The sequence below is a fragment of the Pseudomonas sp. TJI-51 genome (genome assembly GCF_000190455.2).
Lineage (GTDB): Bacteria > Pseudomonadota > Gammaproteobacteria > Pseudomonadales > Pseudomonadaceae > Aquipseudomonas > Aquipseudomonas juntendi.
The window spans coordinates 36,342-50,060 of record NZ_AEWE02000044.1 but is presented as its reverse complement, the minus strand read 5'-3'; the positions used below and the strand labels follow the sequence as shown (position 1 = coordinate 50,060).

Below are 13,719 nucleotides of genomic sequence, written 5' to 3'. Positions count from 1 at the left end.
GGATGATGGATCCCTTACGTCCTGATAGCGGAACGCCACAGAAGCTTCGAATACCGTAGCCCGATCAGGACGGGGTTGTATAAAGAAAGCTTCATCTCCTGCCATCTCCTGCTGCTCCATGAGGCTGGCGCGACGGAGCGTAGGGATCGACTCAAGCCCCGGGCCCGGTGGTCCGACATCCCTGAAGCAACCGGACTAACGCCCTCCCCTAGTCCACAGAGGCAGCCTTCATGGCTGAGGAAAAATCTAGAGCAATACATCAAAATAATACGCATATAGATTCAGGGAAAAATTATTCTGAATTACCTTGCATGCCCCCATTAGCCTGACTATTAATTACCTCTGGAGAATGGGGGGATGGCACAATGCAACCAAGATTCGTTATCGTTCCAGCAATACCTTTGGAGAATGAGTCTTTTCAGATTGGCAATCGTTTTTATGCCGCCACGAGCTCTGCCGGATTCGACATTTACGACAATCAGGAAAAAACAAGATTAAAGCGCGGCTTTTCTAGCAGGACATTAGCTATCGCAGAGTGCGAAAAGCTGATTAATGACTCGCGCAACCCGTCCGAGTTATTCCCGGTACTGCGGACAGAATGTTGTGAGCGAGAAAAGTAAGCGCCATGACAACATCCACTGATAAGACCGAAAAATATTACGGCGCTATTGCAATTGCCGCTGCCCTTTTATTCATTTGCATCGCTTATGAATTTTCGGAGGCGCAAATAATATGGGCAATTTTACGCCACTCCTAGAATTACTGTTTATTATAATAGGGTCTTTGGTGGGTGTAACTCTGGCTACAGTTTTTCTCCAATGGATCGTCTAGCTCCTGTTGAGGAGTCTCGCTGACCCAGCGATCAGAACCCACAAGCCGTCCATCCACCTGCATTCACTGGAGATGTCCACATGGCTAGCAAGCCGGCTGCTGCTCACCAAGCAAAGCGATACACCCAGGATGACCGTCGAGTAATTATACTGGAATATTTCAATTCCGGGCTATCGCTAACCAAGTTTTGCAAAGTAAAAGGGCGACCCTCTTATCAGACAATGAAGTTATGGCTCTGCATCTCGCCAGATTTTGATGAAGGCAACATGCACTCTCCCTTTAACTCTAAAAGGCCCCTAAGCGAGAGTATGGATACCCAAAGCGAGCATCAGACTATCCAGACAATAGCGGGCAGACTTGCTCTCTTGCACATTCAACTAGCTGCCATCCAAGAAGAGATCGACTCTCTGAACCAAAAATCTCATCTACAGCTATTTGACATACAGCAGCTCGAACGACTACGCGCCACAACAAAAGCTAGCCAGAAGAAATTAAATAGCTGAAAAGTGTAAACCAGACGAAACAAAAAAACCTATACAGTCGCAAAAATTTGTACAACTCTACACCCATTAGTCGGCTTCTTTCCAAGCAGCCCAAAAAAACGTTACCCAAGTGACCTACTGCGCTATTGTGGATCGAACCACAAGACTAAGTCGTAGGGGACTGAAAATGCGCGTTCGAGGCGAAGTATTTTGGGATTGGGCTGATCCTACGCTACACCACCGAACCCATGACGAGGCGTTGGGCAACGGTACGACGATTGATGTCCAGGTGAGGTTGTCACGAACGGGCAGCACACAAATGTTTATTGGTGTGTATGCAAGCTCCGGCATGGCCCTTCATGAAGAGGCTTTCGATTCTCGTCCGGGCGAATCAATGACGCGAGCATTGGCTTGGGGAGTGGGACGCGCACGGCGAATAGCAACAGCCCATCACACTGAAAACCGCTCCATTGCTTGATGCCAGTTAGGCCCTGAGGGCCCTTGGTCATGGCTGGGTAATGAGGGCAGGCCCAGTCCACCAAGGGCCCACACCGTTGATTTAGTCCTGCTCGCCCCCTGCAAAGTCTTGCCGTTTCAAGCATGTGTTCCCAGCGCTTATCACCGCGCAAAAAACAGATAGCCGAACGTCCACACGCTCAGGATTTGCCGCTGAGGGCCCAAAAAAGCCCCACAAAGGGCCGGTAATGGCCGCCTGTGAGGCTGAGAAGGTGGAGCGCGGGATTCTTAATCCAGTGACAGGCCCTGTGTTTACTGGGGTTTCCGGCCATGTGGGACACATTCCGGGACACATTGGGCAGCCGCTGGGCCACTTGGGGCCTGGCCGGAGGGTTCTCAGAGGGCGGATTCTGGCCGCTCGCTGGGGGCACCGGGGGTAGTCGCGGCCTACCAATGTCGAGGTGGGCTCTCAAATTTTTGCAACAAAATCATTTGGGCCATTTGCCTTGGAGACCCAGGACGAACCACAGCACTAGGGGGACGCCAGGCCAGCCCACTAAGAGGCTCGCTATGGCCCATGTAGTTTCATTGGAGCCGTACCGCACGTAGGCCGTAAGGGAGTCCAGGTGCCAGGTCAGGTAACGCATGATGAGGATGTATATAAAGAAGCCCACGGGGGCCAGGAGGATGCCCAGGAGGTGAATCCCTTGGACAGTCTTGAGGAGGCGCATTGGGGCTCTCTTTGGCTGCTGGAGGCGGCACTATAGAGCCCTGCGGGTGGTGGGTACAGTGAAGGTATATAAAGGAGGGATGATGATGGTGGTGGTACTTAATGACCACTAGAGATGAATCAGTGACTGCATCTCCATGATAGACCATTAGGAAACCTCAGTTAGCCCCCCTACCCCCCATAAAGAGAGTGGAGAGGTAAGGTTCCCAATGGTCATCATCATCAGCAGTCAAGCCATGACGGACACACTGAGGTTTCCCTACAGTCCGAACAATGTCCGGCACCACGTAAGCCGTGATGTAGCCCCCGGATGAACGTCTCCGTCATCCTATTGTGGGCCCTTGGAAACTTGGGGTAGATCCTGCTGGGAACTGGAAGGCTTACGTAAGTCAGTGACGGAGGGTCCCGTAATCACTCCAGAGATAAGCCCCCTGAGTGTTTGCAGGAGTACATCAGCTCCCCAGGGCTTTTGAAGATATACCGCATTAGGCGGTAGCTCTTCATAACGCAGGTCGTACCCAGACATCAGAATGGCAGGGATGTCTGGCCAGTGCTCATGGTGCATTGCAAGAAATTCCACACCTTGGATCTGTCCAGGTACACCATGATCCACGATGACTGCATAACAAGGCGCGCCTTGGAGCCTATAGACCAAAGCATCGTCACAGGTAGAAAAACACCGGCACGGCATTCCCATGTCAGCCACGATGTCAGCTGCGAGGCTCCGTAGAAGATCGTCGTCTTCAATGATGACGATCTCCTTTAGGACACTTGCTACCTGTGTTGAGTCGTTGGGCATGCCTTATACCTCCTCCATGAAGTTTTGCACTGCGACAAGGGTTAGTCCAGTCATAGCAGATCGCTACCTAGCGCTTGCGTTACCTCCCATCCAGCCTCTGTTACGCGGAGGGCGGCCTAATACATGGCCCATGAACTTCCTCAACTCAACATCCATGTTCTTGGCCCGCATCTCCTGGACAGCCTTGTCGTTGTCCCGAGCCATATGGTCTACCCAATACGCCACAGCCATAGCCAGGGCATCGAGTCGGTCATCATGGGACAGGGCCCCACGGTCGCGTGTGAGGCGCGTGAGCTGGTAGAACAAGCTGTACTTGATGTCAGTCTGGGCCGACTCAAAGTCCCGCTCAATCAGCTTCTGGTCCACGATGAGGCGGTGCTGGGTGAGTACGGGTTCCAAGGTATCAATGATGCGCTGCTCTTTCTGCTGCGAGTGCTTCACCTCTTCGACCAGGCAGCGGTGGTGCTTCTGGAGAATAGGCTGGAAGAGCTTGGTGTACATGCCGTCACCGAAGTTGGCTTCGATGATGATGTGGTTCGCTTGGTGGGCCTTGGCGATCTTGGCGAGCGTCTCCAGGGTTTCATCGGAGTAGCCACCACGAAGGCCACCAGCGGCCACCAGGAACAGGTTGCCCATTAGGACTTTGACCACGGCATAGCCGGTTTCGTCTTGACCACGGCCCGAGGGGTCAATAGCCATAACGCATCCGGTGTACTCGCTCATCTCACTGGCGTGCCACATTGGCCGGTAGAAGCGGTCCCCTGTGAGCGCCACGGTGGGCATATCGTTGATGCAGAGTTCTGGTGATGCAGCCCAGGCCAATTTGACGTGGGCCATGATCGGGTTGAGGTTCATCACCATCAGGTCTTGGACCTTGAGCGGGAACTTGTCACCGTCACTGAGGCTGGTGTCCAGCATGAACTGGAGGGCGAAGCCAGCACGGCCATAGGAGGCCATACGCTCCATCAGGTCTTTGTCGTCGAACCTTCGGGGGTCCGTTGGCTTACCGGACAGGCTTGGGTCCGCTTCCATCGCTTGCGTGATGAACGGGGCCAGGCTGCCCTTGTAGTGCGGCACCTTCTGGAGAGTCGGGTACAGCGCGGGCCACACACGGATTTCATAGCCGCGTTCGGGGAGCCGGTTGTACAGGGACATCTCACACTGCGGTGTGCCCAGGTAGATGATGCGTGCCGATTGGAGCGGCTTGAGGATCGCATCGAATTCCTTCACGGCCTCGGACAGCTTGTCCCGCATCATCTGCGTGGCAGAGTTGTTCGGGATTTCGATGTCGTCCGCAATGATGATGTCAGCACGGGAACCAGTGATCTGGCCCATGATGCCCACGGACTTAACCGAGGGGGACTGGTCAGGCAGCGCTGGAGCAACCTCAAACGCTACCATCTTGTCGATCTGATCGGGCCCCGGCTTGAGGTGCTGGAGCAACGGCATTTCGTGGATGAGGCGCTTAACGAAGGTGGAGAACGCATCGGCACGGGCGCTGGACGCGGACACTACCAGGATGCGGAGTTGGGGGTTTCGCCACAGGAGCCAGCACACGAATGCGGCTGTGACCCATGACTTACCCACGCCTCGGAAGGCTTCAATGACGCATCGCCTGGGCCCGTGTTGCAGGTAGCGGGCGATGTCGTACTGGACGGGGGTGGGTTCGGGAAGGTTGAGGTGTTTCCACACCAGGTAGATGAACTTTCGAAAATCCTCCTGGGCGGGGTGAACTTTAACGCGGTCTGCCATATGGCGAAGAGACTCCTTGAGCCCGCGCAGGAGGACGCCAAGGCATAGCCGCAAGGCCGCCCAGGACGCGCCTGGGGGCACCTGTTATTGTTATTGGGTTAGAATCAGGGGTGTTGAGTGGGAGCTAATTAATGAGTAGATCTAGAAAGGCAGTCGCTTCACCTGTAATCCAACTAGATGAACTTTTACAAAATGCAGTGGACTCGATCTGTCTTGGAGTAGAGGACTATGAGCTAAGTGCCACTCCAGGAAAAGAACGGCGCGCCATCTCTGCGGCACGCAATTTCTATTCAGGGGTGCTACTTCTCTTTAAGTACCGCATCGGCTCACTTGCCAGCACTCCAGAACAAGTTGTAGAGCTACTTCACAAACCAATCAAAATTCAACCACACAGGAACTCTGGCGGCCTACTTGAATGGCGTCCGACTCCGCACCCCAAAGAAACTATTGACACTGGAATGATCGAAGCCCGACTCCAGGAACTTAAAATATTCCATGACTGGAATGTCGTAAAAAAACTTCGCGACTGCCGCAATGACCTTGAACACTTCCATCCAAAGGCGCCTACGACTGAAATTCAGCGACTGATCGTTGATCTATTCCCCATGCTTCAACGGTTCATTCACGAAGAGCTAAGCGATAGCCCGTCCGATCTTCTTGGAACGGCATGGGACTCAATGGTGGCGGTGAGTGAGTTCTATGAGAGGACTCAGAGCGAGGCCGCCAAAAAATGGCAAGCTGCCGGTCTCCCGGACACCGCCTGGCCATTCTTGAGTACCTGCCAGTGTGAATCCTGCTACTCCTCATTGCTACAGCCGCTCAAATCGAGCATTGACGCTGGGTTCACGCCTGATGTAATGGAGTTTGAGTACGAGTGCATTAGTTGCCGAAACACAGGTTCAGTCGTGCAGCTATTTGAGGAAGAATTTTCAATAGCTAGAGAGGATCATTATTCGGACGGAGTCCTGATTCGGACTTGTGACAACTGCTATATAACGGCGTTCTCCATGGTGGACGAACACTGCCACTGGTGCGGAAAATACGATAGATGGCCGCGATGCGCGATATGCAACGCGCCTGTCAGCGAACACACCCGAAATGCGGGAGGCAACTGGTGTGATCGGTGTGATGCGGACGAATATATGTTCCGAAACAGTTAACGACTCAAGTGGACTACATTGTCATCGTCAAAGACAGGCAAATCACTTAGGTCTCCCATTGCTGTCCCTTTGGGGGCCAAAGATTCAATTTTGTTATCTTTTAGGAACTGGCGGATGACGTTGAGGTACGCCGGTGCCGGTGGCGAGCGCACCAGCTTCCCGTCCTCCATAACGCCCTCACCGTCGATGGTCACAGGGACGCCCCGCATGATTTCGAGGCACCACACGGCGAACTCGTTGTGGACTACTGCAAGTTCCTTTTCGGTTGCTCTATCCGAGGACATGGTGGACTACCATTTCGAGTGCTTTAGGGAAGCCGAGGTAGTTCACGGCCATGGTGATCGCTACGCCCAGGGCGAGCCATTTGATTTGAGTGAGGTTGTCCTGGATGTTGGTCAGGGCCTCATTCAGCGCTTCGGTCATCTTCTGGACCACGCCCAGTTCTTTCTCCTGCGCTTCCACGCGGACCTCAAGGCGGGTCACGCGGCGGTCGATTGTTTCGCTCATTGTTGTTTTCCAATTGGTGGCCCCCGGTCTCCCGAGGGCGAATCTATTAAGAGGTGGTAGAGGTTTGGACCCACAGGGCCGTTTGGGCTTCCCCGGAGAGCTTGAGCGCCTCCTGGAGTTCGGCCTTAGTGGCCTGGATGGTGCTGTTGTTGGCGAGTACCCAAGTGATGGTGTCGGTATCGCTCAGAGCCACGATGGACCGGGCCATGCGGTTTTGGCTGGCCTCATCGCCATTGAAGGTGTTCCCTGCCGTGGTGGTTACTGTGATGGCAGCAACGGCATCGGTGCGATTAAGGACGAACTCCATCCGCGTGGTGTCGCTGGAGACAACGAAGTCCCCCACGGTCCCGAAGTCCCCGGCCACTGCACGGGTGAAAAGCTCACGCCCGTAGTCGTGGGTGTCGTCTTGCGTGGCCGTGAAGGGGGCCTCACCAATGCTGGCGAAGGTGACAGTCAGGGTGACAGCGGTTTTGTCAGCGTTCGCGTAGACCGGGCTTGAAGCCGAGGTGTACACCGCTGCTGAGGTGCTTGTGGTGCTTGTGGTGCTGGTATCAGTCATTACGCTACTCGCAACATGACGGTGGCCTTGTAGCCGGAGGAAAGGTATCCACACACCATCCAAGTGCCGGATGCTGTGACAGACGATTGGTAGTTGTAGGAGCCGTAGTAGATGCTGGAGCCCGCCAGGAGGGTGCCTGGGGCATAGTTGCCGTTCGCCCACATGAAGGCGTAGGTGCCCACTGCGCCGACTGCTAGCTGCCCCGTGTAGGCCCCGAGGTTGGCCGAGTGGATGACCGGATAGGACACGTCCCCCATGGACCATCCGCCGATCTTGAACACATTGTCCGTGTCGATGCCCAGGTAACAGGCGTACTGCCCATCGCGGATGAACGCCATTACAGCGGAGGCGGCGTCATTGTCGCTGTTGCCGATGGTGAGTGCGGGGCTCTGCCCGGAAGCGGTGATAGAGGCGATGGCGGGCGGGCTTCCCGAGTAGAACTTCATCCCTGTGGTGTCGTGCTGTGAGCCCACTGCGATGTAGTTGGAGATTGCGAAGTTACCGCTGTTGTAGACCGTAAACCAGGCGGACCAGGTGGTGGCCCCAGTGGCATATCGGAAGAACCGCTGAGTGCCCGATGCGAACTCCTGGGCGATAGCTGGCAATGCCGATGTGTCTTTCCAATGCCCATGCACAGTAAGGATGCCATAGCTCGGGTCAGCCACTCCTGGGATGGCAAGCCCCCCTGGCCCTCCAGAGATGAAGCCAAACTGAGTGCCCGTGCCGTAAACGTCTGCGGGGGTAGCCGTGGCCATGGTTGTGGTGCGGAAGTCCACCAGGGCCCCCAAGCCATGAGCCAAGTGTGACGGGAAGTATTCCAGCCCGGTCTCCGTGGCATTCTGCCGAAGGGCCTGGAGCGCCTCACCGGAGGCTACTGGCAGCTTCAAGCTCGCGGCGTACCCTGCTGCCTGCTGCTCAGATGTTGCGGCGTTGGTCTCGCTGGTTTTCGCGGCTGCTTGCGAAGCGGCACTGGCCGTCTCCGAGGCCGAAGCTGCGGCTGCTGAGTTCGCGGCGTTCGTTTCGCTTGTCTTGGCAGCCGTTTGAGAAGCGGAGGTCGCGGCTTCTGCTGCCTGGGTGATGACGTTGAGGTCATTCACAGCAGTCGTGTGGATCGCCTCCAGGTCGCTGTTGGCCGCCGTTCGGATTGCCGTGGTCTTGTCGATGGAGTCCTGCTCAATCGCAAGCATGGTGTTCCTGAAGTTGACGTTCATGTAGTTGAGCGTCATCAGGTCTTGCGCATCTACAGGGTCTGCGAAGTCAGTGGCGCGGACGCCCTGCCCATCCCAAACGCCATCAGCGGTCAGGTGGATACTCGCCTGGGTGCCGTCATACGCCTCCTGGGCGCAGTACAGGTTGTACGTGACCATCAGGTCCAGGTCGGCTTCCAGGAGCGTGGAGCCATCCTGGAAAGACACAATGGCAGAGTCCTTTGGGGTGATCCGGCGAATCTCCACCACAGCCCCAGCGACAGGCGCGGAGGCAATCTTGATGGTGTACGAATCTACCCAAGTGAAGTCCGTGACCACTGTGTCCACGGACACCTGGATATGGGCGGTGTCCAGGTAGGGGAAGTTGAAGGGGAAGTTCGTGGTGGCTCCGTCCGCTTTCAACTGGACGTAGCTGTATGGTGTGTAAGCCAAATAGAGGGTTCCATAAAAAGAAAACCCCAGCCGGAGCCGGGGTTCTCATAAAGGTGGTTGTGTGGGGCTAGTGCTGCTTCGCGCCTGTTGGGTAGTCGTTGGCGATCATGTTCAGCATGGTGCTAACGGGGGCTACGTTGTTCAGCGGCAGAAGGCGGGCCCAGTTCTTGATGTCCGTTGCGGACGTTTGGGAGTCATCGGAAAGCCCGTTCTTGACGAGCTTCTTCATGGAGATGAGGCCGTTGATTGCCTGATACGTCGGGTTGGATACGAAGCTGGAGAGGTCGCTGGTGGTCCGCATCCCCGAGAACAACGGGTACGGTGACACCGTGTCATAGAGGTTCGGCAAGAGTGATGCCTGGGAGATTTTGCCGAAGCTGTTGGCAACGATCTGGCCGGGGGCCATGCGCTGATCCAGGTACTTCTGGCGGGTCTCCTCGTTCATCCCCATGGAGTCCAGCATGGTCCGCCCCATGTAGGTCAGGCTCGCCAGGAAGCCACCGTGCAGGACAGTGGACAACGTGGCCCAGTCCCGATGGTTCGCGGCAAAGAGCATGGACTTGTTCCAGCCGTGCATGGTGAAGGCCATGAACTGGAACATCGCTTTTCCTAGTGTGGTCCCCATGAGTGGAATCATGGAGCTAAGGTCGTTCTCCTGGATGACACGGCGAGACTCCCGGTGCATAGCGGTCATGAATCTGGAGTAGTTCTCGGGAGAGTTTTTGACCCATGCCCCGAAGTCCAGCTTGTGGGACGGACCGAAGGCACCTTTGCGGGGCGTGCTGTACTTCTTGAGGTCGTCCAGGACGCTACTGGCTTGGTCCCTGCTCATCCCCATCCAGGCGAGTCGATCATCTGTGAGGAGCTTGGAGGCTGCCCCGTTGGCATGGTTGACCCAGTGGTTCACCAGTGCGATGGCGTGGATACGCTTCTGCTGGATCATCAGTGGAGTCATGCCGGTGTAGTCCAGGACTCCCTTGGCAACTTTGCGCAGTCCGTTATCCACGGCATCCAGCTTGCGGTTGAACGCGGTATCGCCGTTGTGGCGAACCCAGTCATCCTTGGCGCTGAAACTCAGGCGAGCCACATAATCCGCCCCGGCACCGCCGATGGTGTTTTCCAGATGGTCCAGGAGGTCATCCGGTGCGCGGCCAGTGGCGATGTCACGGCGTAGAGCGCGGAGCGCTGGCACGGCCTGGAGTGTGGCCTTCCAGCCCATGGACCCAGTGATCTGCGACAGTTCGGAGACTTGGTTCCATACCGCCCCGCCCATGAGCCGGATGACGTTGAAGTTCCGCCACATTTCCAGACTTTTGTTGAGCGTGGAGAACTCCTCCATCGGCAAGCCCTGGATGCGATCGAAGGCGAACTTCAAGTCCTTACGCATACCCGAGACGTTCGCGCCTGGGCGCATCCCCTCCCCGAACTTGTTCTCCGTGGCAGCCATAATGGCCTTTTCGATGTCCTGCCCCTTGTACACGTCCAGGTGCTTGGCGAGTGCCACGCTCCCGGCCATGCGGCGTAGGTACGGCTCCACAACTTCGAAGGCATTGGTGTGGATGAAGTCGTTCATGGAAACAGCGCTCTTCGTCCCATCAGCCCCTGTCCAGGTCTCCGTGTGAAGCTCATTCACAGAGTTCCGATTTTTGAGGCTTGCGGCAGTCCGCCCAGCATCCGTTCCCTTCGAGGGCAGCATATCGTCCATGACCCGCACAGCCTCTTCTTCCGAGTAGCCCCCGTTGAGCATTAGCGAGTGCTTCAAGGCTTCCCGGTCGGTGCCCATCATCATGGAACCCATTGCGTCTTGAGTGCGGTTCGCGTGCGCCTCTTCGACAGTCCGAACGTACCATTTTGCCCAGCGAGTGGCAGCCTCATCAGAGATGCCATCTCGGGCACCTTGATACGCCCGTGCCCACCAGCCGGTGACAGCTTCGTGGCCCCAGGTGTTGACCATGGAGTTCCACTTGTTCACGTCATGCTTACGTGGGAGGTAGTTCGGGTTCTTCTCCAGGGTGCCTACCACGGAGGTAGCGCCAGTATCCGGGTCGCGGATTTCCGTTTCAGTCAGGCCCAGCTTGATTCGGCCTTCATCCTTGAGGGGGTTGTTGATGTAGTCCGCCACATGGTCCAGGGTCTTGCGGATGGTCTCACCAGCACGCACTACTTCATCAGGGAAGTCCGCATCCCGGCCCCGGATAAAGTCCGACACCAGGCTACCGAACTGGTCATAAGCCTGGGCCTTTTGGTGCCACTTGAAGCCGTTCGCTTGGAACCATTTCTGGAACTGCGGAAGCGAGGCTTTCTTCATCTGTGTGGCCCAGCCCTCAGCCCACTTCGTGGTGTCATCCCAGGCGTTAGGCCCGACCACGGAATGGTCCTTGTAGCCGATGGATGTCCCAAACAGCTTGGAGGCCAGCGAGCGTACTGCCGAGGGTGCCTCAGCTTTGCCCAGCTTGTTCTCCAGGCCCAGGCCCCAGCCGAACACTTCGGGGATGTTCGCGGCCTTGGCGGCCTCGGTGTCCACATGGACTTGGGTGGACGGGGCTACAGTTCTGCGCACCACTCCACCGTTGCCAGTGAGCGGTCCCGCAACCTCCAGCAACTTTGAGAGCGCGTTGTGTTCGTTCTTCCCAATGCCCAGGAGCTTGCGCAGACTGGACACGAAGCGGTCCCACAGGCGCTTATCTGGCTGCCCTGGCACGGCTTTGGATTTCATCCACTGCTGTAGCCGTGGGTTCGTGAGTCCGTAAGCAATCAGTTCCTTGGGGTTCTGGAGGTTGATCCCCAGGCGGCCCTCAAGCGCGCTCTTCCAGGAGTCACCGAACTCAGCCTTAGCGGCCTTGGTCAGCGAGCCATGGAGGCTATCCAGGTCTTCGGCGGCCCTACCGATGCGCGGGTCCGAGATTCCCAGGTGCGGGTCATTCACTGCGTGGATCTTGTACACGGTGGCCGCGTGGACCAGCTCATGTACGAAGGTCTCTTCATTGAGCCCCGAGAGGTCAGACAGTCGCCCGGTGGGACTCATGTACGAATGGCCCCGGAGGAACATTTGGATGCCATCACCAGTGGAGTGGTGCGGAGTCAGCACTGCGCCCTTGGCTGTCTTAATGGCTGCGTCCATAGCGGGGTTGCCGAACTTCTGGCCCTTTTCAATGACCTTGAAGTTCATCTTGCGGAGGTCCACGGCTTTCAGGACACGGTTCAGTACCTTGACCATATCCGGGTTTTTTGAGTAGGCCCGCACGTAGTCAGCTAGTTGGCTAACGCGATTGATGCCACTAGGCAGAACCAGGTTGTCATCACGGCCTCCCGAGGTTTCATAGCGGGGCGTGTCCCACTCTTCACTCCACGGCTGCTTTCGGCCTGGCGTTGCAGGTGCTTCGGGCTCATCCCGTGGGGTTTCCGGTGGAGGCTCGTTGGGCCCAGCCGCTGGTTCCTCGGGTGCCCGTGGCTCCTCGGGGGGCAAGTCCACGGTCTTCGGTTCTTCACCGGGAGAGTGGATGCGTGCGGACCCACCATCCTCAGCCCGCCAGATGATGGCGTTACCGGGCGTGTTCTCAGTCTTGGCGTCCTGGCCGAACCTGCGGAGAAACTCAGGCTGGCTCAGCGCGCCTTCACCGGGGCGCAGGAATCCCGCATCTGTCAGCTCCTTGATCTGCGCCTTGCCTGATTCCTGGCGGCCCCACTGGGCCAGTCTGGAGTTCTCCTCAGCCAGTGGTCCCTCCACATGAGCCAGCCCGCCACCAATCGCCCCGAGGCCCAAGCCCATTGCTGCGGAGATATACAGGTCGTCATCCGTGCGGAGCGGGTTGTATCGGTTCATGAGGGCGTCATAGCCCACGTTGGTCCCAGCCCCGACCACGCCCATGCGGACTGCGTTGGCAATCCTTGAGCCAGCCGTGAGCAAGCCTTCGCCGCCCATGCCGGGGACAAAGCCAATGAGCGTAGGTAAGTCCACTAGCCCACCGACTAGGCGGCCTCCCATGCCTACGACTCCCATCTCAGACAGCTTCTGCTCATCCTGCATGGACTGCTGCATCCGGGACCGCCGGAAGTCGGCATCGGAGTCGCTTGTGGCTTGGAGGATGTAGTCCCAGTTCTTCTCGGGAATGCCCTCCAGGTATTTGCCGGCCTTGTCATTGTCCCAAGAGAAGTTCCAGTCCGTCGATTGCGTCCCCCTGTCCCGCCACCAGTTCACCACGGAGTTGTCCGAAGCGAAGCCCAAGGCCAGCGAAAGCGGGAGGTTCTCCACGTTGTTGATGAAGCCCCCGTTCTCTGCCTGCTGCTGGGCCTGCATCTGTACCAGGTCCGAAGCGGAGGCACTCTGGTCCGGGCCAATCGTATCGCCGGAGGTGAAGGCGGAGGACAGGGGGTCAGGCTTTCCCGAGGGGGTCTGCCCTGCGGCTGGGGTGGTGCCGTTGAACTTGCTCAGGTAGTCCCGTGTTTCCGGCCAAGGGGTTCCTGCGGCCAGGGCCTTGGCAGCCCGAGGACCACCGTTGTAGTCGGCCAGGGCCATATCCATGTTGCCGTTGTACTTCGCCAGGCTGTCTCGCATGTAGCGCCCAGCGGCATCGGCGGCTTGGGTGTAGTCGTGCGGGTCAGTGACACCGTATGCCTTCTGCGTGGCGGGCATCAGTTGGAACGGGCCTTCGGCTCCCTTGCCGCTTTCGGCATCGAGGTTGAACGATGATTCTTCACCGCTCATCTTGAACAGCGTCCCTTGCGGGAGGCCATATTGTTGCTCGGTCGAATCAGTGATTTTCCGGGCATCTTCCAGAGAAATTTGAGTCATTACTTGCCTTT

General features: G+C 57.1%; 10 protein-coding genes. 4 read left to right on the top strand and 6 right to left on the bottom strand.

Annotated elements, in window-relative coordinates:
- The first annotated feature begins 365 nt into the window (after positions 1-365).
- The 3 genes from G1E_RS29390 (at position 366) to G1E_RS29385 (ending at position 1,791) form a co-directional block, all read left to right on the top strand.
- Positions 366-620, top strand: a complete 255-nt coding sequence (locus G1E_RS29390; RefSeq protein WP_081791642.1) for a hypothetical protein — start codon at positions 366-368, stop codon at positions 618-620.
- 291 nt (positions 621-911) lie between these two features.
- Positions 912-1,334, top strand: a complete 423-nt coding sequence (locus G1E_RS10095; RefSeq protein ID WP_009681798.1) for a hypothetical protein — start codon at positions 912-914, stop codon at positions 1,332-1,334.
- A 166-nt stretch (positions 1,335-1,500) separates the two neighbouring features.
- Positions 1,501-1,791 carry a hypothetical protein gene (locus G1E_RS29385; protein ID WP_081791643.1) on the top strand — a complete coding sequence of 97 codons (291 nt, stop codon included), beginning with the start codon at positions 1,501-1,503 and terminating at the stop codon, positions 1,789-1,791.
- A 1,570-nt stretch (positions 1,792-3,361) separates the two neighbouring features.
- Here the strand turns inward: G1E_RS29385 and terL are convergent.
- On the bottom strand, positions 3,362-5,050 hold the full coding sequence (gene terL / locus G1E_RS10080; RefSeq protein WP_009682601.1) for a phage terminase large subunit: 1,689 nt from the start codon (positions 5,048-5,050) through the stop codon (positions 3,362-3,364).
- Positions 5,051-5,181: 131 nt separating this feature from the next.
- Between terL and G1E_RS28295 the strand changes: the two genes are divergently transcribed.
- Positions 5,182-6,210, top strand: a complete 1,029-nt coding sequence (locus G1E_RS28295) for a hypothetical protein (protein WP_127644138.1) — start codon at positions 5,182-5,184, stop codon at positions 6,208-6,210.
- Here G1E_RS28295 and G1E_RS10075 read toward each other — a convergent pair.
- From G1E_RS10075 to G1E_RS10055, 5 genes are all read right to left on the bottom strand, one after another.
- Positions 6,207-6,494: a hypothetical protein gene (locus G1E_RS10075; protein WP_009682603.1), complete on the bottom strand. Its 288-nt coding sequence runs from the start codon at positions 6,492-6,494 to the stop codon at positions 6,207-6,209. The genes G1E_RS28295 and G1E_RS10075 overlap by 4 nt on opposite strands.
- Positions 6,481-6,717 (bottom strand): hypothetical protein, encoded by a 237-nt coding sequence (locus G1E_RS10070; protein WP_009682604.1) that lies wholly within the window; start codon positions 6,715-6,717, stop codon positions 6,481-6,483. Before G1E_RS10070 ends, G1E_RS10075 begins: the two co-directional genes overlap by 14 nt.
- Positions 6,718-6,763: 46 nt before the next feature.
- Positions 6,764-7,276, bottom strand: coding sequence for a hypothetical protein (locus G1E_RS10065; RefSeq protein WP_009682605.1), 513 nt, complete (start codon positions 7,274-7,276; stop codon positions 6,764-6,766).
- A complete protein-coding gene (locus G1E_RS10060; protein WP_009682606.1) occupies positions 7,276-8,916 on the bottom strand; it encodes a phage tail fiber protein in 1,641 nt (546 codons plus the stop codon). Before G1E_RS10060 ends, G1E_RS10065 begins: the two co-directional genes overlap by 1 nt.
- 67 nt (positions 8,917-8,983) lie before the next feature.
- The gene (locus G1E_RS10055) at positions 8,984-13,708 is read right to left on the bottom strand and encodes a transglycosylase SLT domain-containing protein (protein WP_009682607.1); all 4,725 of its coding nucleotides are present in this window, start codon (positions 13,706-13,708) and stop codon (positions 8,984-8,986) included.
- Positions 13,709-13,719 lie beyond the last annotated feature (11 nt).